The sequence below is a fragment of the Sphingopyxis sp. GC21 genome (assembly GCF_025727575.1).
Taxonomy (GTDB): domain Bacteria; phylum Pseudomonadota; class Alphaproteobacteria; order Sphingomonadales; family Sphingomonadaceae; genus Sphingopyxis; species Sphingopyxis terrae_A.
Window position 1 is genome coordinate 2,872,032 of sequence record NZ_CP095845.1, and the last position, 24,522, is coordinate 2,896,553.

Sequence of the window (24,522 nt, forward strand, 5' to 3'; positions counted from 1 at the left end):
TCCGGCGGATGGCTATTCGGCCATCCGCCGCTTGTGGTGGCGGGTGCGCCGCACGATCACGACGACGAACAGCGTCCAGCTGAGCAGCAGCGCCGCCCAGCCCCAATATTGCGTCGGCAGCGGGCCGAGCATCCACGGACCGCCCATCCGCGGTCCCATCAGCAACGCGAGCGCGAGCAGGCTTGCGGCAAAGCCGACGCGCCGCATCCCGCGCCCGACGCCGAGCAGTTCGCGGCGATAGGCGGCGCGCGCCTCGGGATCGTCCAGATCGGGTCGCATCGGCATCCTCCTACATCCCGCGATCGGCAAGATAGCGATTTATCTCTGCCCGTGAGGTCGCGGCGCTGCAACCGCCCTTCCGCTCGTACAGGCATTGACTGCCGTCGGCAGAACATATCGCCGCGCGGAAATCGGGGGTCAGGGCGTCCGCATGTCCTTTCCAGACCAGCGCGGCGTTGAACTGGGCGGGGTCGACGTGCGGATCGCCCGGCGCCTGAACGAAGACCGGCACCCGCCGCTGCAGCCGCGCATAGCCATAGACGCGGAAAAAGCGATTGCCGACCACCGCCATGCCGCACAGTCCCGGCTTTGCGCGCAGCCCGTCGGAGGCCGCGGCGCTGAAGGGCGTCACGACCCGCTCGCCCCAGTCGTGCAGCGCGGGCGCGACATGGGCCGCGGCGGCAAGCCAGCCCGCGCCCAGCACCAGCGCCACCCGCCACGCCTGTCGCCCCCGCTGCGCGCGCAGCTCAGCGATCGCATCGCCGGTACCGACGCCCGCGAGAAATATGATCGCCGTCACCGACAGGATGACAAACCGATATTCCTTGTGGCCGATCGCCGAGTGGACCAGGATATTGGCGATCGCAACCACCGCGAGCAGCGGATAGCGCCGCGCACCGAGCGCCGCCAGCACGAGGATTGGAGCGGTCCACAGGCCCCACAGCGCCAGAAGATCGACCGCATATTGGAATGGTCCCGACACGCCGTAACGCGCCGACACATTATCGACGATGTTGCGATCGACATTGTGCACCAACCATTCGAACGGCCAATGCCCCCCCGCAACATCGCTGACCGCGCCGATCGCCAGCCCGACCAAACCCCCGGCGACAAGCGGCCAGAGACTGCGCGGCCCGGCCCGCCAGACGTGCACGAGCAGCCCCAGCGCCAGCGCGGGCGCGACATGCGGCCGAAACACGACCGCCAGGCCCACGGCAGCGCCGATGATCATCAGCTGTCGTGCGCTGCGCCCTGGTAGCCCAAGCAGCGCGATCGCTGGTGCCGCGAGCAGGGCCGCCATCTGCTCGGTCAGCGGATGCGGCGCAAAGGCAACAAGGTCAGGCCAGCATGCGGCGATCAGTCCCGCGGTCCAGAAATGCAGCCGCGACACCCGCGCCCCGATCGCCCCGGCTGCGGCGACGATCGACAGCGACAATATCGCCATCATCATTCGCGGCAACCAGATGGTCAGGCTGCCGTCGGGCGCGATCCATTCGCCGAGCCGCATCGGCAGCGCGAGCAAGGCGGGATAAAGATCGCCGCGCATCCCGTCGCGATACTCCCAGGTCACGACCGAATAGCCGTGGAGCAGGCGAAACGCGCCTTCGAGATATTGGAAGACCTCGTCTGGGTGCAGCACGCTTTCCTGCCACGCCGCGACCAGCCGCAACACGAGCGCCAGCGCCAGCAACGCCGTCCAGTCACGCCGCGACACCGTCCCCGCGGCGATGCCGCTATCGGGCACCATATCTGCTTTCATGCTCAGATCATCCGGCGAGGCAATGGGCAAAGCCGGCCCCCGCACCCCGACCGGAAAGCCGCGACGCCCCTAGCCTTATTCGGCCGCGACGGGAAGATGGGCGACGATGGCGCGCAGCGCGGCGACATGCGCCTCGAGCGCGCGGTGCCCGGCGCGGGTCAGCGAAGCCCATGTCCGCTGGCGTCCCCCGAGCGGCGCCTTGCGCAAATCGACATAGCCTTCGTCGACCAGCGCGGCGAGATGCTTGGACAGCACCGAATCGCTGACCTGAACCAGCTCGCGCAGCTTGGCGAACTCCATCTCGCTGACCTTGGCGAGTAGCGCGGCGATCTGCAGCCGCGCCGGCGCATGCAGCACCATGTCGATCCCGTCCATGGCTCAGGCGGTGCCCTTCAGCAGCTCACGGCGATAGATGCGGCTCCAGGCGACGCTCGCGGCGACGGCGACGCCAAAGGCGATGGCGGCGATGCCTATCTTCGTGCCCAGCGTCAGTCCGGCTTCGCGGGCGTGGATTTCGCCGAACATCGCCGCCAGCATCGCGCCGAGCAGCGCCAGCGTAACCGGCAGGGTCCGGCCCTTGCGATAACCGTTTACAAAAAGGCCATAACGCCTCCGGTCGTCGGCGACGAGTAGCACCACCGACAGCATCGCGACCGCGAACAGCGGCGCCATGATCGCGATGCCGAAACCCTGTCCCAGCACTAGCAGCGCCATGACCGCGCCGAACGCCGCGTGGCGCCACGGCGGGCAATAGGTCGCCTTCAGTGCCAGGTCGCGCTGGACGTCGTCGATGCTGTCGAGCGCGGCGCGGGCTTCGATCGGGTTCATGTCTCTTGCTCCTCGGGTCTGATGCGGAAACGACCGGTGCCCCGCATCACTTTCCAGTTCGGAAAGTAATACGTCCGACTTTCCGATTCGGCAAGTGACAATTTTCCAGTCTGGAAAGTCAGTCGGCGACGATCCGCACCGGCATATGGACGAACCCGTGGAGGAAGGGGCTCGCCAGCCGCTCGGGCGCGCCTTGCGGTTCGATCCGGATGCCGCGCGCCACGATTTCCTCGATCAGCGTACAAAGCTGGATTTCGGCCAGCCGCGCCCCGACGCAGCGGTGGATGCCGTGACCGAAGGCGACATGGCGCCGCGCATTGTCGCGGCCGACGTCGAAAAGGTCGGCTTGCGGAAACACACTCTCGTCGCGGTTCGCCGAAATATACCAGAGGATCACCTTTTCACCCCGGCGGATCGTCTGTCCGCCCAGTTCGGTGTCAGCCATGCAGGTCCGCCGCATGTGCGTGACCGGCGATTGCCAGCGGATGATCTCCTGCGCCGCATTGGGGATCAGCGCGGGGTCGGCGCGCAGCCGATCGAGTTCGCCGGGAAAACGGTGCAGCGCCTCGACCAGCCCGCTCATCGAATTGCGGGTCGTGTCGTTGCCCCCGACGATCAGTAGCGCGATGTTGGCGAGCCGCTCCATCGGGTTGAGGCTGCCCATCGCCTCGCTGTGGACCATGCGCGACAACAAGTCGTCGCTCGGCGGCAGCGCCTTGCGCGCTTCGAGCTCGCGGTCGAAGCGCGCCAGCATCGCGCCCATTTCGGCCATCCATTGCGCGCGATATTCCTCGCTTGCCGTCTCGGGTGAAACATTGCCGCCATAGTCGGACCAGCGTTTGAGGTCGTGGCGTTCTTCCCACGGAAAATCGAACAGGATGCACAGCATCCCGATCGTCAGCGGCACCGACACGTTTTCGACCCAGTCGAACGTCTCGCCGACCGGCAGCGCGTCGAACAGCTCGCGCGTCCGCCGCTTCACCGTCTTTTCGCGCTCCGCCATCTGGCTCGGGTTGAAGGCGGGGGCGATCACCTTGCGCTGCGCGGTGTGGACAGGCGGATCGGCGGCGATGAAATTGGGCAGGTTCGATTCGGGGGGCGGATCCGCGATGACGATATTGCCATTTTTCCACGACGAGGAAAATGTCGCCGGATCAAGCTCGACTGCCTGAACCAGCGCATGCGTCGCGACCGACCAATAGCCGCCATATGGGCTTTCGGGACACCAGCTCACCGGCATCTCGGCGCGCAGCCGCGCGAAAGGCTCGCGCCACCGATCCTCGACATAGAGCGCGATGTCGCTGACATCGACCGGCGTGACCGCCCGCGCTTCGTCCATCACCGACGCCATATCGCTCTCCCGCTATCGTCGCTTTGACGGCGAGTGTAGCGGGGCCACGCCGCGCCGCAAGCCGCGACGTGCGGGGTAAATGGCCGTGCGCCGCGCGGCCCGCGGCGACGCACGGCGCGGCTTCACTTCTTGGGCGCGGGTGCCGGCGCGGTCTTCGCGGCCATCCTGCGATGCGCCGCCTTGCGATGCGCCGCAGCGTGGCGCCGGGCGGCGGCGTGCTTGCGCGCTCCCTGATGCTTGCGCGCCGCATGGTGCGTGGCCGCGACTGCATGGCCTTCGCGCTGCATGCAATTGTCGGTCACCGTCTTCGAGCAATAGGGCGTCGCATCCTGCGCGACTGCCGCCGTTCCCGACAGCGCCAGCAACGCGGCGACGCCAAGCGTGGCAAGTTTGATCCTCAACATGACAGGCCTTCCTTTCATCCCGATGGGAAGGCGAAGATGACACGCCCATCATGGCGCCCCTGCGTCCGCAACATTACAAAGGCGCAATCCGGCGCGCGCACCGCACCGCTGGACACGCCACCGCGACAGGCCTAGAAGCATCACGTCCCCGGGGAGCCTGCCGCGCAATCGCAGGTTGAGAGCGGAATAGACCGCGACCCGTCGAACCTGATCCCGGTAATACGGGCGGAGGGAGGGCGCGCGCTGGATCGTCACCGGACCGCTTGCACCCCCTTCCCGTCCGTCAGGAAGGAAGGAGAGCGTGCCATGCCCGATGCTGCCATCCCCGCCGTTCCTTATGCCGCGCAGGCGCCCGCCTGGTCGGCGCTGATCCTCGGCCTGTTCCTGCTCGCGGCCGCGATCGACGAGCTGCGCCGTCCCGGCCAGTGGCACCGGATGATCGAGGAGATCGAAGGCTCGCCCGCGCTCCACATGCTCACCGGGCTGTTCGAGATCATCTTCGGCACCCTGCTCTATCTCGCCAATCGCGGCCCCGAAGGCTGGCCCGCGGGCGATCCGCTCGCGCTTGTCCTCACCATCCTCGGCGGCCTCGCGGTGATCGAGGCGCTGGCGGTCACCGCCTTTGCCGATCTCTACGTCCGTTTCTGGATGCGCAAGCTGGGGACGCGGACGCGCCCGCTCGCCGTCCTCGCGCTCCTCCTCGGCCTCGGCTTCACCGCCGCGGGCCTCTTCCGTCTTGTCTGAACCCCACCCCAAGGAAAGCTGAACCCCATGGCCGACATCGATTCCCGCATTGAAGCCGCCGACCGCATCGGCGTCACCACCGGCCCCATTCGGGGTAGCCGCAAGGTGCACATCGCGAGCCCGACGGGCAGCGGCATCCGCGTGGCGATGCGCGAGATCGATCTCGACCCGCATTCGGGCGAGCCCAGCGTCCGCGTCTACGACACGTCGGGTCCCTACACCGATCCCAACGCGAGCATCGACATCGCGCAGGGCCTCCCCGAACTGCGCGCCGCGTGGATCCGCGCCCGCGGCGATGTCGAGGAAGTGACCCAGCGCGAGGTGCGGCCCGAGGATAACGGCCAGCTCGGCCCCGACCGGTCGGGCGGCGTCCCCGCCTTCCCCAACGTCCGAAAGACGGTGCTGCGCGCCAAACCCGGCCATAACGTCAGCCAGATGCACTACGCCCGCCGCGGCATCATCACGCCCGAGATGGAATATGTCGCGACCCGCGAAAATCTAGGCCGCGAACGCCTGAGCGAGTATATCCGCGACGGGCAGGACTGGGGCGCGAGCATCCCCGATTATGTCACCCCCGAATTCGTCCGCGAAGAGGTCGCGCGCGGCCGCGCGATCATCCCCAACAACATCAACCACCCCGAAAGCGAGCCGATGGCGATCGGCCGCAACTTCCTCGTCAAGATCAACGCCAATATCGGCAACAGCGCGGTCGCATCCGACGTCGCGAGCGAGGTCGACAAGATGGTCTGGTCGATCCGCTGGGGCGCCGACACCGTCATGGACCTGTCGACCGGGCGCAACATCCACGACACGCGCGAATGGATCATCCGCAATTCGCCCGTGCCGATCGGCACCGTCCCCATCTATCAGGCGCTGGAGAAAGTCGGCGGCATCGCCGAGGAGCTGACGTGGGAAATTTTCCGCGACACGCTGATCGAACAGGCCGAGCAGGGCGTCGACTATTTCACCATCCACGCCGGCGTCCGCCTGCCCTACGTCCCGCTCGCCGCGAAGCGCGTCACCGGCATCGTCAGCCGCGGCGGCAGCATCATGGCGAAATGGTGCCTCGCGCATCACAGGGAAAGCTTCCTCTACGAACGCTTCGACGAGATTACCGAGATCATGAAGGCCTATGACATCGCCTATTCCTTGGGCGACGGCCTCCGCCCCGGCAGCATCGCCGACGCGAACGACGAGGCGCAGTTCGCCGAGCTCTACACGCTCGGTGAGCTCACCAAGCGCGCGTGGGATCAGGATGTGCAGGTGATGATCGAGGGGCCGGGGCACATCCCGATGCACAAGATCAAGGAGAATATGGACAAGCAGCTCGAGGCGTGCGGCGAGGCGCCCTTCTACACATTGGGGCCGCTCACCACCGACATCGCGCCGGGCTACGACCATATCACCAGCGGCATCGGCGCCGCGATGATCGGCTGGTACGGCACCGCGATGCTTTGCTACGTCACGCCCAAGGAGCATCTCGGCCTCCCCGACCGCGACGATGTGAAGGTCGGCGTCGTCACCTACAAGCTCGCCGCCCACGCCGCCGACCTCGCCAAGGGCCACCCCGCCGCCAAGGTCCGCGACGACGCGCTATCGAAAGCGCGCTTCGAATTCCGCTGGCGCGACCAGTTCAACCTGAGCCTCGATCCCGACACGGCGGAGCAGTACCACGACCAGACGCTCCCCGCCGAAGGCGCCAAGACCGCGCATTTCTGCAGCATGTGCGGCCCCAAATTCTGCTCGATGAAGATCAGCCAGGAAGTCCGCGAGTTCGCCAAGCTGCAAAATCAGGACAGCGCCGGCTTCATCGCGGCGGAGGAAGCCGAGAAGGGGATGGCGGAAATGAGCCAGGTCTATGAGGACACCGGCCGCGAATTGTATATGGGGGCTGGTAGCCGGGAGCATGATTGATACGCAGCTGTGCGCACCAATTAGCCTTCTCGCTATAGCTTGGCCTCGTTAAGGGCGGGCTGCCCGCGACCATCGCCGCGCCGGACAGCTTCGCCGCGGCGCCCTTTCCGCTCGCCTTCGGCCGGATCGAGAACCGCAAGGCGGCGATGCTGCGCACGCGCGCGCCGCAGGCCGAGGCGCCGGCGTTCCAGAAGGCGCTAGGGAACCATCTGCTACGCGAAAAGGCGCCGAACATGGACGGCATCACCCCCGCACCGCATATCAAGATCACTTATCGCGGCGACCTGCGGGATTCGCAGAGTTTAAACGTGCTGAAATTGCCCCCGATCGGCTGGACGGTCGACGAGATCATCCTGACCGAAAGCATCGTCGGCAAGACCACCGATGTCGAACACGGCCGCTCCGCGCCGGCGCTTGAATCCGAGTGCCTGCGCCACTGCTAACTGGCCAATGCCATCCGGTTGCGGCCGCCGTCCTTCGCCGCATAGAGCGCGGCGTCGGCGCGCGAGAGCAGGCCGTCGAGCCCTTCGCCCGCCTGCGCCACCGCGACGCCGAAGCTGCACGTCATGCGTTGCAGCCCGGCAGCGGCGGGGACGGGCGTGTGCGCCAGATCGTCGGCGATGCGCGCGACCAGCGCCGCCGCGTCGGTTTCCGCGGGAACCAGCAGCGCGAATTCTTCGCCGCCGATCCGCGCCACTAGCCCGGCCTCGGGCGCGGCGCGCGCCAGAACGGCGGCGGCGTGGGTCAGGGCCAGGTCGCCTGCGGCATGGCCCATGCTGTCGTTGATCCGCTTGAAATGGTCGATATCGGCAACAAGCAACTGCATCGGCTCCCCCGCCGCCAGCCGCTCGCGCGCTGCCTCGACAAAGGCGCGGCGGTTCGCCAGCCCGGTCATCGCATCGCAGCGCGCCAGCTTATCCAGCGCCGCATTCGCCCGGTGCAATCGCCAGCTCAGCCACGCGATCCAGCCATAGGCGGGGCGCGCGACCAGCAACGGCACGATCGCCGATGCCCACATCGCATCGGCATAGTTCAGATCGCCGAACTGCGTATAACTTAGGTGGGTGAACAGCATCGACGCCGTGACCGAAAAGCCAACGACCAACACCCCGCCTAGGATCAGGCGCAGGGCGGGGTTGAAACGGCAGGCAGTACGATGCGGCATGGCCCGGTTGTAACGGCGCACGGCAAAAACATCTTAAGCAAAATGCCGCGCTGCCGCATGGCCCGGCCTTGCAAGGCCCGGAGCCGCAAAGTCGGATCGCCGCGCTGTCTGCCTTTACCCCGGCCGGCGCATCAACGCCTGCACCCCGACCGCCAGCGCAAGTTTATCGAGCCGCTCGCCGCAACGGCCTGCGTGACCGATGCAGCGTCGGGCTGTCGGCGACGTCGGCCTATAACCTCCGCCGCCGCCCCGATGCCCATGCGTTCCGCCATGCGTGGGATGCCGCGACCGATTGCGGGATGCGGCGGCTGGTCGACGCCGCGCTAGCTCGCGCGGTCCACAGCATGCCCGTTCGCATATTTTACAAGGGCGAACAGGTGGGCGCGCGGCGCGAATATCTCGAACGGGTCGCGATGTTCCTGATGCGCACGCGCGCCCCCATCGCTTTGGCGCCGCAGCGTCAGGCGACACAGGCCGCGGCGCCGCGATTGCCGATGGTGACGCTGCCGAAGCCCGGCTGGCCGAGGCGCTCGCGCGGATCGGCGTGCCCGCCGACCCGCCGCCCGCCGACCCGCTGCGCCTGCCCGGCCCGGCTGCCGACGACCGCGATGGCGCGGAACCAAGTGACTGATTTCAAAGGCCCGGAGGTGACAAGTTTGACAAGTTATGGCAAAGCGGGCCCGAATGAATGACACCGCTCCCACCGTCCCCGAACCCGGCGGCCCCGAAAAGGGCGCAACCTTCTATCACGGCACCCGCGCCGATCTGGCCGTCGGCGACCTGCTCGCCGCGGGTTGGACCAGCAATTACGGCACGGAAAAGCCGCTATCGTGGATCTATTTCTCCGCCGCGCTGGAATCCGCGATCTGGGGCTGCGAGCTCGCCGCGGGTGACGGCCGCGAGCGCATCTACATCGTCGCACCGACCGGCGACTGGTTCGACGATCCCAATCTCACCGACAAGAAATTTCCCGGCAACCCGACGCGCAGCTATCGCAGCCGCGCACCGCTGCGCATCGTCGGCGAAGTCGAAAGCTGGACCCCGCACCCGCCCGACGTTCTCGCCGCGATGAAGGACGGCCTCGCCCAGCTGAAGGCCGAGGGGAAGGATGTGATCATCGACTGACCGGGCGGGAGGGGCCGCGGCGCCGCCGGGATCAGCTGCTCGGGCGCTCGTCCTTGTAGAAGGGCCGGTCGCCGGAGATCGTCACCCGCTCCATCCGGCGCACCGCGGGGAAATAGTCGGATGCCGCATAATGCTGGCCGGCGCGATTGTCCCAAAAGGCGACCGACCCCGCCTCCCAGCGAAAGCGGCACTGATATTCGGGTATGGCCGCCTGCGCGTAGAGATGCGTCAGCAGCCAATCGCTCTCCTTCTCGATCAGCCCCTCGATATGGCTGGTAAAGGCGGTGTTGACGTATAGCGCCTGCTCGCCCGTTTCGGGGTGGGTGCGTACCACCGGGTGGCGCTGCGGCGGATATTGGTCGTGCAGTTCCTCGGGCCGCTTGCCCAGTCGGCGGGCAAAGACGCGGGCGATGTCGTGAACGGCGGTCAGGCCGCGGCACCAGTCCTGCATCGCCGGCGACAGGCCGCGAAAGGCGGCGCCCATGTCGGCGAACAGCGTGTCGCCGCCGACGGGCGGCACCTCGACCGCGCGCAGGATCGACCCCAGCGACGGTTCGGCGCGCCAGGTGACGTCCGAATGCCACGCATTCTCCTCCCCCTTCGAATCGGGGCCATAGGCGATGTGCAGCACTTCGGGATCGGGCTGGTCCTTGGGCGTCGCGGGGTGAATCTCCAACGTCCCGAAGCGGCGGGCAAAGGCGATATGCTGCTGCGCGGTGATGAACTGGTTGCGAAAGAAGATCACCTTATGTGCCAGCAGCGCGGCGCGGATTTCGGCGATCGTCTCGTCATCCTGCTCAGCCGACAGGTCGATTCCATCGATCTCGGCGCCGATCGACGGGGTCATCGGCGTGACTTTCAGGCGAGCAAAACTGCGCGGCGACGCGGCGACGTTCATGGCATCTCTCTCCAACCGTTCCTGTTTTCAGCAGCGAATAGGCGCCCTCGCCGCCGCCGAGTCAAGGCGGCCGCTCCGGCCCGCGACGGAACCACTGGAGGCATTCGCGGGTCTTCTATGACGGAAGACCTGCGCTCCACCCGGCCGTCCCCCGGCCTTCCCCCCGACAGGTCAGGAGAGACGATATGAAAAAAGCAACGATGCTCACCCTCGCCCCCCTCGCCGCGGCGACCGCGCTGGCGGGCTGCGCCTCGACCGGCAGCTATGGCTATGACGATGGCGGCTATGGCTATTACGACAACAGCTATCACGACCGCTACGGCCGCTACGACTGGAACAATCCCGATCCGCGCTACGGCGGCTATTATGCCGACAATTATTACCGGAACGACCGGCGCTACCGCGAACGCCGGATGTCTGATGGCGACCGCATCTATCGCGGCCGCGACGGCAAATATTATTGCCGCCGCTCCGACGGCACCACCGGGCTGATCGTCGGCGGCATCGCGGGCGGCGTCCTCGGCAACGTCATCGCGCCGGGCGATTCGAAGACGCTGGGCACGGTGATTGGCGCCATAGGCGGGGCGGTCGCGGGCAATGCGATCGACCGCGGCAGCAAGAAGGACGACGTGCGCTGTCGCTAAGCGTCTCCGCCGGGCCGGCCTGTGCCGGCCCGGCGCACCGCCTCAATTCTCGAGCGTGTGTTCAAGCGTGATTTCGCAGTTCAAAAGCTTCGAGATGGGACAATTGGCCTTCGCATCGGCGGCGATGGCCGCAAAACGGTCCGCCTCGATCCCCGGCACCCGCGCCGTCAGCGTCAGTGCCGATTTGGTCACTGCAAAGCCGTCGCCATCCTTGTCGAGCGTCACATCGGCCTTGGTATCGATCTGCCCGTCGCTGAACCCTGCCCGTGCCAGTGCGAAGGACAGCGCCATCGTGAAGCAGGACGCATGCGCCGCCGCGATCAGCTCTTCGGGATTGGTGCCGGGCCCGTCCTCGAAGCGCGAAGCAAAGCCATAGGGCTGCGCATCGAGCGCGCCGCGCGCCGTCCAGATATGCCCCTTGCCGTCCTTGCCGAACCCTTCGTACCGCGCCGAACCGCTGTTGACCGTCATCGCTTTGCTCCTTCTGATGGCTCTCTCTTTGCAGGAAGCCCGCAGCGCCGCGATGGTTCCGGATCAGCGGGCAACACCGGCCTCGTCGAGCTCGCGGCCCAACCGGCCGGTCAGCCACAGCGCCCACATGCGAAAATCGGCGGCGAGGCTCCACAAGGGATAGGTAAAGGTCGCCGGGCGATTCTTCTCGACCCCGAAATGCGCCGCCCAGGCAAAGGCATAGCCCGCGACAGGAAGCGCAGCGAACAACCACCAGCGCCCGGTCGCAAGCGCGGCTACCGCCAGCAGCACGACGAGCGATGTCCCCACATAGTGCAGCGCCCGCGTGCGCGGCTTGCTATGCTCGCGCAGGTAGAAAGGCCAGAATTCGGCAAAACTGCTGTAATTGCGCGCCATGAGGGCAAGATGCGCAGGGTCGCGGTGCGGGTCAAGCCCGGCAACGCACTACCCCGCGCGGCTCAACCGGACGAGTGCAGCGTCGAGCGCTTGCAGGAATTGCGAGCGGTCGGCCTTTGAAAAGGGTGGCGGACCGCCGATCCCGGCGCCCATGCCGGCACGCAGATCGGCCATGATCGCGCGCGTCGCGATGGCCGGTCCGATCGAGGCTGTAGTGAACGGCTTGCCATTCGGCGCCAACACGGTTGCCCCCGCCTTGAGCGCGCGGTCGGCGAGCAGGATATCGGCCGTGACGACGATGCTGAGCGCATCGGCCTCCGCCGCGATCCAGTCGTCGGCAGCATCGAAACCGTCGGACACGGTTATCCGCTCGATCAGCGGGTGGTCGGGGACGCGCAGACGGCTGTTGCTGACGACCTTCACCGGGACTTCGTGGCGCCAGGCGACGCGGTAGATTTCGTCCTTCACCGGGCAGGCGTCGGCGTCGACCAGGATCGTCGGCACCCCACTCATCCGGCAACCCCGTCCCACAACAGCTTCGCACCCAACAAGACCATCAACCCGTAGATGATCACATAGAAGCGTGCGCCGTCGATCCGCTTCAGCCAGCGCACCGTCAGCAGCGTCGCGACGATCGCCAGCGGCATCAGGAGCAGGGCCGCGACGATCACCTCGTGCGGGAAAGCGCCGAGCGCCAGATAGGCGGGAACCTTCATCCAGTTGACGATCGCGAACAGGATGGCGCTGGTCCCGATAAAGCTGAGGTGAGGCAGCTTGCGCGGCGTCACCCACATCTGGAACGGCGGGCCGCCGGCATGCGCGATCTGGCTGGTGAACCCCATCAGCCCGCCGAACAGCGTCCCCACCCAGCCCGGCGAGCGCGACGCCGCGACGATGCGTCCGCCGCGTTCGACCCACAGGCGATAGAGGCCGAAGGCGAGCGTGATCGCACCGAGCGCCGCCATCAACTGCGCCTCATCGACGCGGTCGGCATAATAATATCCCGCCGCAACGCCCACCGCCGCGCCGGGGAGCATCCAGCCGATGACCCAGCCGTCCCACGTCTTGCGAAACGACCACACGCTGATGACGTCCTGCACGATCAGGATCGGCAGCAACAAAGCCGCCGCGGTGGCCGGCGGCAGCACCAGCGCCGCCAGCGGTGTTGCGAGCGCGCCGACCCCGGCCAGCCCGCCCTTCGCCATGCCGAGCAGGATGACCGCGACGATCAGCACCGCGAGCGTCAGCGGATCGGCAAGGATGCTCATACGACCGGCGGGTCGACCGGGTCGGGCAGCCGCCAGTCGATCGCGCCCCGGCCGTGCGCCTCCAGAAAGGCATTCGCCTGGCTGAACGGCCGCGACCCGAAAAAGCCGTTATGCGCCGACAAGGGCGACGGATGCGGTGCGCGCAGGATCAGGTGCGGGCCGTCGGCGCCCAGTCCCGGCACGTTCGCCGCCTTGCGCTGCGCATGGCTGCCCCACAGGATGAAGACCTTGGGCGCGGGGTCGGCAGCGACCGCTGCGACCGCGGCGTCGGTGAACTTCTCCCACCCCTTGCCCTGATGCGACGCCGCCTGCCCGCTTTCGACCGTCAGCACATTGTTGAGCAGCAACACGCCTTGTTCGGCCCAATGCTTCAGATATCCGTGCCGCGCGGGCGGGATGCCGAGGTCGCTCGCCATTTCCTTGTAGATGTTGACGAGGCTGGGCGGCGTGCGCACGCCCGGCTGGACCGAAAAGCACAGCCCGTGCGCCTGTCCGAGCCCATGATAGGGATCCTGTCCCAGGATGACGACGCGGACGTCCTGCGGCGGCGTCGCATCAAGCGCGGCGAACCAGTCGCGGGGGCGGGGAAAGATTGTCTTCCCCTTCGCGCGCTGGTCGCCCAGAAAGGCCTTGAGCTGCGCCATATAGGGCTGGTCGAACTCGCCACCGATGCGCGCGAGCCAGTCGGGATGCAATTTGACATCGGCCATGCCGGCGCTTGACCAGAGCCGCGCCGCCTTGTCCAGCGTCCATTCCCTCGCTAGGCGGTCTGCAACGGCCATGGCACCGGAGGAGTGGGCGAATGACGCAGGAACGGGATGGCGCGATCGGCGATGCCTTGACGCTGCTTGAGGCCGTGGTGCGCGCGCGCCTGGCCGCGGGCGACGCCGGCGCCTCCTACGTCGCCAGCCTCGCCGCCAAGGGGCGCGGAAAGATCGCGCAAAAACTGGGCGAAGAAGCGACCGAAACGGTGATCGCAGCGCTGACCGAGGACGATGCGGCGCTGACCGGCGAGGCCGCCGACCTCGTCTTTCACCTGACCGTCCTGCTGGCCGAACGCGGCATCGGCTGGGATGCCGTCGCCGCCGAACTCGCCCGCCGCCACGGCATTTCGGGCCACGCCGAAAAGGCCGCGCGCGCGCCATAGCTGTGAGCCACAACCGGTACGAACCCAGGAGTCCCCATGCCCATCGACGCCACCCTGCCCTATGACGAGAATAATATCTTCGCGCGCATCCTGCGTGGCGATCTGCCGTCGAAACCCGTCTATGAAGACGAGTTCGCTTTCGCCTTTCACGACATCAATCCGCAGGCGCCGCTCCACATCCTCGTGATTCCCAAGGGCGCCTATGTCAGCTGGGACGATTTTTCGGCACGCGCCAGCGATGCCGAAATCGCGGGTTTCATCCGCGCCGTCGGCAAGGTGGCCCGCGACCGGCAGCTCGTCGAACCCGGCTACCGCCTGCTCGCCAACATCGGCGGCCATGGCGGGCAGGAAGTGCCGCATCTCCACGTCCATATTTTCGGCGGCCAGTGGCTCGGACCGATGCTCGCGCGCTGAGCTTTCCCATGCTGCTGTGACCCGTGTCACAGCGGCGCCCCGCCCTCCGGCTAGGCGGGACCGGTACGCGGGGCATGCTGGACAGTTGCACCTGTTTCCAGCAGGATAATGACGGGTCCAGACGGGGAGACGACTCGATGATGACGGGATGGCGTGGGCTGGCGAACCGGCTGGCCGGCAAGATGCGATTCGCGCTCATCGTGCCCGTCGCGGTTGCGCTTGCGGCCGCTGGCGGCGACACCGTCCCGCAGGTCACGCTCGCCACGCCGGGCAGCGCCGGAAACGGCGACGGCACGATCAGCCGTTTCACCCTGCGCTTTTCCGAAGACATGGTGCCGCTCGGCGATCCGCGCGCCAAGGCACCCGCGACGAACGACTGCAAAGTGCCGTCGACCGGACGCTGGGTCGATACGCGCACATGGGTTCTGGAATTTGCCAAATCGCTCCCCGGCGGTGTCAGCTGCCATGTCGAACTGCGCGCCGACCTGCGCACGGCGCGCGGCGTCAGCGTCGTCGGCAACGACCGGTTCGAGATCGACACCGGCGGTCCGTCGGCGCGCGCCGTCCTGTCGGGCGACCGCTATGACGGGATCGAGGAAGACCAGATATTCCTCGTCGCCACCAACGTCGCGGCCGATCGCGCCTCGGTGGGCCGCTATGGCTATTGCGCCGTCGATGGCATCGGAGAGAAGATTCCGCTCGACGTGCTGCCGCGCGAAACGACCACCGAAATCCTGACCGGCGTCGGCGACGGCGACTGGCGGCGACAGCAGTTCAGCTACGATGCCGGCCTGCCGCTGCGGCTGCCCGCAGCAGGCGCCGATCGCGAAGCGATGCTCGACCGGATCGTCCCGGTCAAATGCCGCCGTCCGCTGCCCCCCGGCCGCGAAATGGCGCTCGTCTGGGATGCCCGCATCGCCCAGTTTGGTGCGCCGAGCCGTACCGCCGGCCGCGATCAGCGCTTCGACTATGATGTGCGCCCCGCTTTCACCGCCAAGATGGCGTGCAGCCGCGTCAATCCGCAGGCGGGCTGCAACCCGATCAAGGATGTCGTGCTGAGCTTCGCTGCTCCGGTCGCGCGCGCGGCCGCGCTCGCCGCGACGCTGAAGACCTCTGACGGCAAACAGCTGACGCCCAAAGCGAGCGACGACGACAAGAACGATGCCTGGCTGACGCAGGTGCGCTTTGCGGGGCCGCTGCCGCAGAATGTCGACGCGACGATCGTGCTGCCCGCCGACATTCGCGATCAGAGCGGCCGTGCGCTGCAGAATCAGTCGAACTTTCCGCTGAAATTCCACATCGACCGCGCCCCGCCGCTGGTCAAGTTCGCGGCCGACTTCGGCATATTGGAGGCAAGCGAGGGCGGCGTCCTGCCGGTTACCGTGCGCGGGGTGGAAGCCTCGCTGGTCCAGCGCGGGCTCAAGATGCCCGCCGCGACCCTGCGCGTCGGCGATGACGATGCCGCGGTCGCGCGCTGGCTGAAGCGCGTCGAGGATGCCGGCAAGACCGACTTTCGCGATGAGAAGAACGCGAAGGGCGAGGATATCAGCGTCAATTACACCGGCACGACGTCGGTATTCGATGGCGCCCCCGCAGGCGGCGAGCGGCGCGACCTGCAACTGACCCCGCCGGGTGGCGGCAAGGAGTTCGAGGTCGTCGGCATCCCGCTCGCCGAAAAGGGCTTTCACGTCGTCGAAATCGCCAGCCCCGAACTCGGCGCCGCACTGCTGGGGCGCAAGGCGACCCGCTATGTCGCAACCGCTGCGCTCGTCACCAACATGGCGGTGCATTTCAAATGGGGCCGCGAATCCTCGCTCGCCTGGGTGACCGCGCTCGACACCGGCTTGCCCGTGGGCGGCGCCGATGTCCGGATCACCGACAGTTGCACCGGGCGCCTGCTCGCGCGCGGTACCGCCGACAAGGCCGGCCGGCTCGCCTTCCCAACCGGCCTCCCCGAGCCCGAAACCTATTCGAGCTGCGAAGAGGATGCCGACCCCGCGAACAGCGAAGGCCATGCGCTGATGGTGTCGGCGAGATCGGGTGACGATTACAGCTTCACGCTGACCGATTGGGGTGACGGCATCCGTCCCTATGATTTCGACCTGCCCTATGGCTGGTCCGAACGCGACGATCTGTTGCACACCCTGTTCGACCGCTCGCTGGTCAAGGCCGGCGAAACGGTCAACATGAAGCATGTTCTGCGCCGACAGGTCGGCCAAGGATTTGCGATACCCGAGGCGATGACGGGCAAGCTGCGCCTCGTCCATCGCGGTTCGGACACCGAATTCGACATGCCCTTCGCGATCGACGCCAACGGCAGCGGCGAAAATGTCTGGAATGTGCCTGCATCGGCGCCGATGGGCGATTACGACCTTGTCTTCGTCACCAAGGACAAGAAGGGCGAGGAAAAGACGATCTGGTCGTCCGAATCGATCCGCGTCGACGAATATCGCCTGCCGACGATGAAGGCAGCGATCACCGGCCCCAAGACGGCGTCAGTGCGGCCGACGCAGGTGCCGTTGTCGCTGTTCGTCGGCTATTTGTCGGGCGGCCCGGCGGCCAATCTGCCGATCGAGATCCGCACCGATTTCACCCCGCGCTGGTCACCGCCCGAAGACTATCGCGACTGGGATTTCGACGGCAAGCCGGTGAAGGAGGGCATCGTCCAGCTCGACGACAGCGGCGACGAGCCCGAACCCGACATGCCACTCGCGCGCTCGACGCCGCTCGTCCTTGACGCCAACGGCAGCGCGCAGACGAGCATCACCGTCGATCAGCCGATCGTCGAACCGACGCAGATGGCGGTCGAGATGGACTATGAGGATGCCAATGGCGAAACGCTGACCAGCCGCCGCGGCATCATGCTCTACCCCTCGGCGGTGCGCCTCGGGCTCAAGACCGACGGATGGCTGATGCGCGACAACGACCTGCGGCTCAAATTCATTGCGCTCGATCTCGACGGCAAGCCGATCGCGGGGCAGCGCATCCAGGTTGCGCTCTACAATCGCGAGATACTGACCGCGCGGCGGCGCCTGATCGGCGGCTTCTATGCCTATGACAACCAGATGCGCACGACCCGGCTCGGCACCAGTTGCACCGCAACGACCGACAAGCTCGGCCGGGCGAGCTGCGCGATGGCGCCCGGCGTGTCGGGCGAGGTGACGGTGGTCGCAACCACGGTCGATGCCGATGGCAACGAAGCGCGCGCGGTCCGTTCGGTCTGGCTTGCGGGCGATGACGATTGGTGGTTCGGCGGTGACAATGGCGACCGCATGGACGTGATCGCCGAAAAGCCGCGCTATGCCGCCGGCGACACGGCGGTCTTCCAGGTCCGCATGCCCTTCCGCGAGGCCACCGGCCTCGTCACCGTCGAACGCGAAGGCGTGCTGTCGAGCTTCGTCGTCCCGCTGAAGGGCACCGACCCGGTTGTGAAGGTCAAGCTACCAGCGACCTATGCACCCGACGTCTATGTTTCGGTGATGGCGGTGCGCGGCCGCGTAACCGGCGGCGAGAGCTGGTTTCGCAAGATGAAGCGCGCCGTCGGCTTCAAGATCGAGAATAGCGAAGGCGCGCCGCCGACCGCGCTCGTCGATCTTGCCAAGCCGAGCTATCGCCTCGGCATCGCGCGCATCAAGGTGGGTTGGGAAGGGCATCAGCTCGACGTCAAGGTCAAGGCGGACAAGGCGAAATATGCGATCCGCGACAATGCCAAGGTCGCGATCGAGGTGCGCACCCCGAACGGCAAACCCGCGGCGGGCGCCGACGTCGCCTTTGCGGCGGTCGATGAAGCGCTGCTCCAGCTTTCGCCGAACAAGAGCTGGGAACTCCTCGATGCGATGATGAGCGAACGCCCGCTCGACGTGCTCACCTCGACCGCGCAGATGCAGGTCGTCGGCAAGCGTCACTATGGCCGCAAGGCGCTGGCGCCCGGCGGCGGCGGGGGCGGCGACCTCAGCGGCCTGACGCGCGAGGATTTTCGTCCCGTGCTGCTGTGGAAGGGCCATGTCGCGCTCGACAGCAAAGGCCGCGCCGTCGTCGACGTGCCGCTTTCCGACAATCTTTCAGCCTTCCGCCTCGTCGCGATCGCGACCGACGGCGCCCAATATTTCGGCACTGGCGAAACGAGCGTCCGCACCGTTCAGGATCTGGGCGTCTTTGCCGGCCTGCCCGACCTTGTCCGCACCGGCGACACCTATGATGCGCGGTTCACGCTGCGCAACGGCACCGATCAACCGATGGAGGTGGTCGCCAACGCCACGCTGTCGCCCGCAATTGCGACCGCGCCGCCGCTCACCGTCACGATCCCGGCGGGCGGTGCGGTGCCAATCAGCTGGTCGATGACCGCGCCCGCCCAGCCCGGCCCGCTGCAATGGACGGTCGAAGCGGTGTCGAAAAATGGCAAGCAGCGCGACCGGCTCGTCTTCGACCAGCAGGTCGAACCGGCGGTGCCGATCGAAACCTGGGCCGCCAGCCTTGTTCGCGTCGGCTCGACCAGCAGCCTGCCGATCGGCGTGCCCGCGGGCGCCTTGCCCGGCGGCTATGTCGATGTCACCCTCGCGGGAACGCTCGCACCGCCGCTCGCCGGAGTGCGCGATTATATGGCGATCTATCCCTATAATTGCTTCGAACAATCGACCTCGCGTGCGATCGCGCTCGGCGACCTCGGTCGCTGGCAGGCGCAGGCAGGCGCCCTGCCCACCTATCTCGATAAGGATGGGCTGCTGCGCTATTGGCCGAACGACCGGCTCGACGGTTCGGCCGAGCTTACCGCCTATGTCATGGCGGTGACCGCAGCGAATGGCTTTGCGATCCCCGAAGAGCCCAAGGCACGGATGATCAAGGCGCTGCAGGCGGTCGTCGAAGGACGGCTGACGCGCCGCGGCTACGGCCCCTATGATCTGCGCCCGGTCCGCATCGCCGCGCTCGCCGCGCTGGCCCGCAACAATGCCTCGAGCGCACAGCTCGTCGCCGCGATCGACGTCAAGCCCGTCGATATGGCGACCGGCACGCTTGCCGACTGGCTCGTCGCGATCGAACGGACGCCGGGGGTCCGCGGCGCCGCAGCGCTGCGCACCGCGGCCGAAGCCGAACTGCGCAAGCGGCTTGTCTATGAAGGCACGCGGCTCGACCTCGTCGACGACGCGAAGGCGCCCTGGTGGATGATGACCAGCGGCGACGAAATGGCGATCAAGGCGCTCGAAGCCGTGCTCGGCCGCAAGGGCTGGGAAGAGGACACCGGCAAGATGATGGTCGGCGTCGCGCAGCGCCAGCGTCGCGGCCATTGGGATACGACGCCTGCTAATGCCTGGGGCGCCATTGCGGTCCGCCGCTTCGCCGAGCTCAATCCGGCAAGCGCGATCACCGGCGTGACCCGTATCGCGCTCGGCGGCGGCAGTGCGGCGCAGACCTGGTCGCTTCCCGCCGACGCCGCGCCGCTCAGCTTGCCGCTGGTCAGCGGGACGATGAGCCTGAAGCAGGAAGGCACCGGCAATCCGTGGGCGACGGTCAGCGTACGCGCGGCCGTCCCGCTCAAGGAACCGCTCGACGCCGGCTACCGGATCAAGCGGTCGGTCAGCATCGTCAAGGCGGCGAACAAGGACCGGCTGACCCGCGGCGACGTGATCAAGGTACGGATCGAAATCGTCGCAAGTGCGGGCCGCACCTGGGTCGTCGTCAACGATCCGGTCCCGCCCGGCGCGACGATCGTCGGCAATCTGGGCGGACAGTCCGAGATGCTCGGTGCCCAGGCGACCGTATCGAACTGGCAGCCGAGCTATGTCGAGCGGGGCCGCGACAGCTGGCGCGGCTTTTATGGCTGGATGCCCGCCGGCACCCATGCGGTGGAATATGTCCTGCGCCTCAACGGCTCGGGCCGCTTCACCCTGCCCCCTACGCGGGTCGAGGCGATGTATTCGCCCGCAATCCGCGGCCAGTGGCCGAACGGTGCGATGACGGTCGCGGCCGCGGCGCAGTGATGGATCTGCGGCCCAACATGTTCCTCCCTGTCGCGCAGCGATGGGGCGGTGGCAGCGCGCAGCGCTGACGGAGGGGCTTTTGACGCACCCTTGCGGCCCCCTCCACCATCCTTCGGATGGTCCCCCTTCCCATGCCCTTGGCACGGGGAGGATTTTCAGGCGTTTCGATCGATGACGACAACCCCGAGCCGCCGCTGGTTCGATATGCTAGCGTGGGTGGCGCTCGCCGCGCTGGTCCTCGCCACCGCCGCGCACCTGGTTACGCGCCCGCCGGCGATGCCCGACTATGATGCGGTGCGCGCTGCATGGAAGCCGAGCGAAGCATGGCTTTACGACCGCGAGGGGCGATTGCTCGACAGCGAACGCGTCAATTTCGAGCGCCGCCGCCTTGCCTGGGTGCCGCTGAACGACATCAACCCGGCGGTGCGCGACACGGTGATCGCGGCGGAGGACAAGCGCTTCTGGTCGCATGGCGGGGTCGACTGGCTGGCGATAGCGAGTGCCGTACGCGCCCGCTGGACCGGCGGACGCTCGCGTGGGGCCTCGACGTTGCCGATGCAGCTTGCCGCCTTTCTGGCGCCCGAACTCGCACAGCCCGGCCAGCGCGGCTGGCTCGCCAAGCTGCGCCAGATGCGCGCGGGACAGGAACTCGCGGCGCATTGGACGCACGACCAGATGCTCGAAGCTTATCTGAACCTCGTCCCGCTGCGCGGCGAAATTCAGGGAATCGGCGCGGGCGCCGAAAATCTGTTCGGCAAGCGTCCGGCCGACATGAGCGGCACCGACGCCGCGTTGCTCGCGGGTCTGCTGCCCAATCCGGCGGCAAGCCCCGACGCGCTCGGTGCACGCGCCTGCCGCATCGCGCATGCCGCCGATTGCGGCGCGATCCGCGCCGCGGCAGGCGTGCTGACCTCGGGCGAGCGCGCCGCGCGCTACGACCCGGCGCTCGCGCCGCACCTCGCGGTGCGCCTGCTCGACAAACCGGGCAAGCGCGTCACCTCGACCATCGACCGCGACGTTCAAGCCGCCGCGATCGTCGCGATGCGGCGCCAACTCGCCGGGCTCGGCCCCGATCGCGTCCGCGACGGCGCGGTCGTCGTCCTCGACAATGCGACCGGCGAGGTGCTCGCCTATGTCGGCGGTGTGGGCCTCAAATCGACCGCGGCGCAGGTCGACGGCGCCAATGCGCGGCGGCAGGCGGGCTCGACCCTGAAGCCGCATCTTTACGCGCAGGTGATCGAGCATGGCTGGCTGACCGCCGCCTCGATCCTCGACGACAGCCCGGTTCAGCTCGACACCGCCTCGGGCCTCTATGTTCCCAAAAATTACGATCACAGCTTCAAGGGGCCGGTCAGCGTGCGCAGCGCGCTCGCTTCGTCGCTCAACGTCCCGGCCGTGCGCACGCTCGTCATTGACGATGTGCAGGAATTTCGCGACCGGCTCTGGGCGCTTGGCTATCACGGGCTAGTCGAGGACGGCGAATATTATGGCTTCAGCCTTGCCCTCGGCTCGGCAGAAGTCAGCCTTGTCGAACAGGCGAACGCCTTTCGCACCCTTGCCAATCTCGGCCGCTGGTCGCCCGTCCACTTCATCATGGGAGAACCGCGCGGCGAGGAACGCCAGATCGTCAATCCGGGGGCCGCCTTCATCGTCGGCGACATATTGGCGGACGCGTCGGCGCGCACCGATGCCTTCGGCGCCGACAGCGCGCTGCGCCTTCCCTTCTGGGCCGCGGCGAAGACCGGCACGTCGAAGGGGATGCGCGACAATTGGTGTATCGGTTTTTCGGATCGCTACACAGTGGCCGTCTGGGTCGGCAATCTCGAGGGCGATTCGATGCGCGCAGTGTCGGGCACATCGGGCGCGGCGCCGGTCTGGCGCGACGTGATGCTCGCGCTCCACGCGGGCCGGCCGGGCAAACCGCCGGCGATGCCGGGCAATGTCGAAACGAGGCGGATCAGCCTTCCCGGCACGCGCGAACCGCCGCGACGCGAATATTTCCTGCGCGGCACCGCGCAAAGCGAAATGGCGGCCGCCCCGGCCGCCGCGCGCCGCCCGCGCATCACCAGCCCGGTCAGCGGCAGCGTCTATGCGCTCGATCCCGATATTCCGATCGACCGGCAGCGCTTGGCGGTGATCGTCAGCGGCGACGTCGCCGGTTACCGCCTGCTGCTCGACAAGGCGGTGCTCGGCGACGCCGACGCGGGCCAACAGCTTTTGCCGCGCCCCGGAAGCCATATCCTGACCCTCGTCGACCCCGGTGGACGGATGATCGACCGCGTCCGATTCACGGTGCGGTAAAGCGGACTGTCACACCTCTGAAATTAAGTTGCGCTGCCGCGAGGAGCGGTTAGTCTGCCCCGCCAGGAGACGGGCCCGTTCGGGGCCTCAAAGGGGATATTTGCATGATATTTGGTCGCGTCAAACCGCTCGACGCCATCTTGGCCACGGCCGAGAAAAAGTCGCTGCACCGAACGCTCGGTGCCTTTCAGCTCACGATGCTCGGCATTGGCGCCATCATCGGGACGGGGATATTCGTCTTGACCGCAGAGGCGGCGCAGAAGGCCGGCCCCGGCATGATGTGGAGCTTCGTGATTGCGGGGCTGGTCTGCGTTGTGGCGGCGCTCTGCTATTCCGAACTCGCATCCATGGTGCCGGTTTCGGGTAGTGCCTACACCTACACTTATGCTGTCATGGGCGAATTGCTTGCCTGGACGGTCGGCTGGGCGCTGATCCTCGAATATGCGGTAGCCGCATCAGCCGTGTCGGTCGGTTGGTCGGGCTATTTCGTGGGGCTCTTATCCAATGCCGGCATAGAATTGCCCATGTCGCTGACCGTCGGCCCCTATGCCGGCGGGATCGTCAACCTCCCGGCGCTGGTTATCGCACTGCTCGTGACTTGGCTGCTGATGATCGGCACGACCGAAAGCGCGCGCGTTAACGCCGTCCTTGTCATCATCAAGGTAACGGCCCTCACGATGTTCATCATTCTCACTCTGCCGATGATGCAGGGGAAGAACTTCGAACCCTTCCTGCCCAATGGCTGGTTCGGTCAGGCTTCCGGGCTTGGCGCCGTCGGCGCAGCCGCTTCGATCTTCTTTGCCTATGTGGGCTTCGACGCCGTTTCGACCGCAGCCGAAGAAACAAAGAACCCGCAGCGCAATGTACCGATCGGCCTGATCGCTTCGCTTGCTATCTGTACGGTGTTCTATCTCGCGGTGGCAGCGGGCGCGATCGGCACCGTCGGCGCTCAGCCGGTTTCAGGCCTCGGAGGCGAAATTCTCGCTCCTGGGTCGAGCGAACTTGCCGCGCGCTGCGCATCGCTCGCCGCTGCCGGCTCCGAACCGCTTGTCTGCTCGCGCGAAGCTCTGGCTCATGTTCTGCGTGAGATCGGCCACCCGGCGCTGGGCAATGCCATCGGTCTTGCCGCTTTCCTTGCGCTGCCATCGGTCATTCTGATCATGCTGTTCGGGCAGACGCGGATCTTCTTCGTGATGGCACGCGACGGCCTTCTGCCTGAAAAGCTCGCCACTATTCACCCCAAGTGGAAAACCCCGCACGTCGTCACGATGATCACGGGGGTCGCGGTCGCCTTCTTCGCCGCCTTCCTGCCCGTCGGCAAGCTCGCCGATATTTCGAACTCCGGCACGTTGTTCGCCTTTTTCATGGTCGCCATCGCGGTCCTGATTCTGCGCATAAAGGAACCCAACCGGCATCGGCCGTTCCGCACGCCTCTCGTGTGGGTCGTATCGCCGCTCGCCATTTTCGGCACGCTCGGTCTCTACATGAACCTGCCGTTCGACGCGAAAATGGTGCTCCCGGTCTGGGGTGGCGTCGGCTTGGTACTCTATTTTCTCTATGGCTATCGTCGCAGCCACGTCGGCCGCGGGATCGTCGAGGTGCATGAGGACGACGCCGATGCGCCGCCGCCGCCGGTGCCCCCGGCGCCGTCGTTCGACTGATGCGGCATCGTCGCGCGAATAGGAAAGGGGGCTTCGGCCCCCTCTCTTTTGCTCAAC

Annotated in this window: 24 protein-coding genes and 1 riboswitch; of the genes, 10 read left to right on the forward strand and 14 right to left on the reverse strand. The window is 67.0% G+C overall.

Features of this window, described 5'->3' with window-relative positions; genetic code table 11:
- Nucleotides 1–12: 12 nt before the first annotated feature.
- From MU856_RS13890 to MU856_RS13915, 6 genes are all read right to left on the reverse strand, one after another.
- On the reverse strand, nt 13–279 hold the full coding sequence (locus MU856_RS13890) for a hypothetical protein (RefSeq protein WP_156000960.1): 267 nt from the start codon (nt 277–279) through the stop codon (nt 13–15).
- A gap of 10 nt (nt 280–289) precedes the next feature.
- Nucleotides 290–1,759: a hypothetical protein gene (locus MU856_RS13895; protein WP_263587771.1), complete on the reverse strand. Its 1,470-nt coding sequence runs from the start codon at nt 1,757–1,759 to the stop codon at nt 290–292.
- Between the two features lie 75 nt (nt 1,760–1,834).
- On the reverse strand, nt 1,835–2,134 hold the full coding sequence (locus tag MU856_RS13900; RefSeq protein WP_062901755.1) for a transcriptional regulator: 300 nt from the start codon (nt 2,132–2,134) through the stop codon (nt 1,835–1,837).
- A 3-nt stretch (nt 2,135–2,137) separates the two neighbouring features.
- Nucleotides 2,138–2,587, reverse strand: a complete 450-nt coding sequence (locus MU856_RS13905) for a hypothetical protein (protein WP_186402912.1) — start codon at nt 2,585–2,587, stop codon at nt 2,138–2,140.
- Between the two features lie 118 nt (nt 2,588–2,705).
- Nucleotides 2,706–3,938 (reverse strand): cytochrome P450, encoded by a 1,233-nt coding sequence (locus MU856_RS13910; RefSeq protein ID WP_186402911.1) that lies wholly within the window; start codon nt 3,936–3,938, stop codon nt 2,706–2,708.
- 122 nt (nt 3,939–4,060) lie between these two features.
- A complete protein-coding gene (locus MU856_RS13915; protein ID WP_263587772.1) occupies nt 4,061–4,342 on the reverse strand; it encodes a hypothetical protein in 282 nt (93 codons plus the stop codon).
- 139 nt (nt 4,343–4,481) lie between these two features.
- Nucleotides 4,482–4,593: riboswitch (TPP riboswitch) on the forward strand.
- Nucleotides 4,594–4,648: 55 nt separating this feature from the next.
- On the opposite strand from MU856_RS13915, the gene MU856_RS13920 reads away from it, so the two are divergent.
- The 3 genes from MU856_RS13920 to MU856_RS13930 all read left to right on the forward strand — a co-directional run bounded on the left by MU856_RS13920 (nt 4,649) and on the right by MU856_RS13930 (nt 7,443).
- Nucleotides 4,649–5,086, forward strand: coding sequence for a hypothetical protein (locus MU856_RS13920; RefSeq protein ID WP_263587773.1), 438 nt, complete (start codon nt 4,649–4,651; stop codon nt 5,084–5,086).
- Between the two features lie 27 nt (nt 5,087–5,113).
- Complete coding sequence (gene thiC, locus MU856_RS13925) at nt 5,114–7,000, forward strand: phosphomethylpyrimidine synthase ThiC (RefSeq protein WP_263587774.1); 1,887 nt, start codon at nt 5,114–5,116, stop codon at nt 6,998–7,000.
- Nucleotides 7,001–7,146: 146 nt separating this feature from the next.
- On the forward strand, nt 7,147–7,443 hold the full coding sequence (locus tag MU856_RS13930; protein WP_263587775.1) for a hypothetical protein: 297 nt from the start codon (nt 7,147–7,149) through the stop codon (nt 7,441–7,443).
- Here MU856_RS13930 and MU856_RS13935 read toward each other — a convergent pair.
- A complete protein-coding gene (locus MU856_RS13935) occupies nt 7,440–8,165 on the reverse strand; it encodes a GGDEF domain-containing protein (RefSeq protein WP_263587776.1) in 726 nt (241 codons plus the stop codon). The genes MU856_RS13930 and MU856_RS13935 overlap by 4 nt on opposite strands.
- 460 nt (nt 8,166–8,625) lie before the next feature.
- The gene (locus tag MU856_RS13940; protein WP_186402905.1) at nt 8,626–8,802 is read right to left on the reverse strand and encodes a hypothetical protein; all 177 of its coding nucleotides are present in this window, start codon (nt 8,800–8,802) and stop codon (nt 8,626–8,628) included.
- Nucleotides 8,803–8,849: 47 nt separating this feature from the next.
- Here MU856_RS13940 and arr point away from each other — a divergent pair, with 47 nt between their 5' ends.
- Nucleotides 8,850–9,290 carry an NAD(+)--rifampin ADP-ribosyltransferase gene (gene arr / locus MU856_RS13945; RefSeq protein ID WP_062901746.1) on the forward strand — a complete coding sequence of 147 codons (441 nt, stop codon included), beginning with the start codon at nt 8,850–8,852 and terminating at the stop codon, nt 9,288–9,290.
- A gap of 31 nt (nt 9,291–9,321) precedes the next feature.
- Here arr and MU856_RS13950 read toward each other — a convergent pair whose 3' ends face one another.
- Nucleotides 9,322–10,188, reverse strand: a complete 867-nt coding sequence (locus MU856_RS13950; protein WP_263587777.1) for a TauD/TfdA dioxygenase family protein — start codon at nt 10,186–10,188, stop codon at nt 9,322–9,324.
- A gap of 185 nt (nt 10,189–10,373) precedes the next feature.
- Between MU856_RS13950 and MU856_RS13955 the strand changes: the two genes are divergently transcribed.
- Nucleotides 10,374–10,832 carry a glycine zipper 2TM domain-containing protein gene (locus tag MU856_RS13955; RefSeq protein ID WP_062901744.1) on the forward strand — a complete coding sequence of 153 codons (459 nt, stop codon included), beginning with the start codon at nt 10,374–10,376 and terminating at the stop codon, nt 10,830–10,832.
- 42 nt (nt 10,833–10,874) lie between these two features.
- On the opposite strand, the gene MU856_RS13960 is transcribed toward MU856_RS13955, so the two are convergent.
- The 5 genes from MU856_RS13960 to ung all read right to left on the reverse strand — a co-directional run bounded on the left by MU856_RS13960 (nt 10,875) and on the right by ung (nt 13,677).
- Entirely contained in the window at nt 10,875–11,303 is a 429-nt protein-coding gene (locus tag MU856_RS13960) for an OsmC family protein (protein ID WP_062901743.1), read from the reverse strand.
- A 63-nt stretch (nt 11,304–11,366) separates the two neighbouring features.
- Nucleotides 11,367–11,699, reverse strand: coding sequence for a DUF962 domain-containing protein (locus MU856_RS13965; protein ID WP_186402903.1), 333 nt, complete (start codon nt 11,697–11,699; stop codon nt 11,367–11,369).
- A 48-nt stretch (nt 11,700–11,747) separates the two neighbouring features.
- Nucleotides 11,748–12,212: a YaiI/YqxD family protein gene (locus MU856_RS13970; protein ID WP_186402902.1), complete on the reverse strand. Its 465-nt coding sequence runs from the start codon at nt 12,210–12,212 to the stop codon at nt 11,748–11,750.
- Nucleotides 12,209–12,967: a sulfite exporter TauE/SafE family protein gene (locus MU856_RS13975; protein WP_186402901.1), complete on the reverse strand. Its 759-nt coding sequence runs from the start codon at nt 12,965–12,967 to the stop codon at nt 12,209–12,211. The genes MU856_RS13970 and MU856_RS13975 overlap by 4 nt, the downstream gene beginning before the upstream one ends.
- Nucleotides 12,964–13,677: a uracil-DNA glycosylase gene (gene ung, locus MU856_RS13980; protein WP_186402900.1), complete on the reverse strand. Its 714-nt coding sequence runs from the start codon at nt 13,675–13,677 to the stop codon at nt 12,964–12,966. Before ung ends, MU856_RS13975 begins: the two co-directional genes overlap by 4 nt.
- Before the next feature lie 92 nt (nt 13,678–13,769).
- Here ung and MU856_RS13985 point away from each other — a divergent pair, with 92 nt between their 5' ends.
- The 5 genes from MU856_RS13985 (at nt 13,770) to MU856_RS14005 (ending at nt 24,465) form a co-directional block, all read left to right on the forward strand.
- Nucleotides 13,770–14,114, forward strand: a complete 345-nt coding sequence (locus MU856_RS13985; RefSeq protein WP_062901739.1) for a phosphoribosyl-ATP diphosphatase — start codon at nt 13,770–13,772, stop codon at nt 14,112–14,114.
- Nucleotides 14,115–14,150: 36 nt separating this feature from the next.
- The gene (locus MU856_RS13990; RefSeq protein ID WP_186402899.1) at nt 14,151–14,528 is read left to right on the forward strand and encodes a histidine triad nucleotide-binding protein; all 378 of its coding nucleotides are present in this window, start codon (nt 14,151–14,153) and stop codon (nt 14,526–14,528) included.
- A gap of 137 nt (nt 14,529–14,665) precedes the next feature.
- Nucleotides 14,666–20,503 (forward strand): alpha-2-macroglobulin family protein, encoded by a 5,838-nt coding sequence (locus MU856_RS13995; protein ID WP_263587778.1) that lies wholly within the window; start codon nt 14,666–14,668, stop codon nt 20,501–20,503.
- 171 nt (nt 20,504–20,674) lie between these two features.
- Nucleotides 20,675–22,804, forward strand: coding sequence for a penicillin-binding protein 1C (pbpC, locus tag MU856_RS14000; protein WP_263587779.1), 2,130 nt, complete (start codon nt 20,675–20,677; stop codon nt 22,802–22,804).
- A gap of 104 nt (nt 22,805–22,908) precedes the next feature.
- A complete protein-coding gene (locus tag MU856_RS14005; RefSeq protein WP_062901737.1) occupies nt 22,909–24,465 on the forward strand; it encodes an amino acid permease in 1,557 nt (518 codons plus the stop codon).
- Nucleotides 24,466–24,522 lie beyond the last annotated feature (57 nt).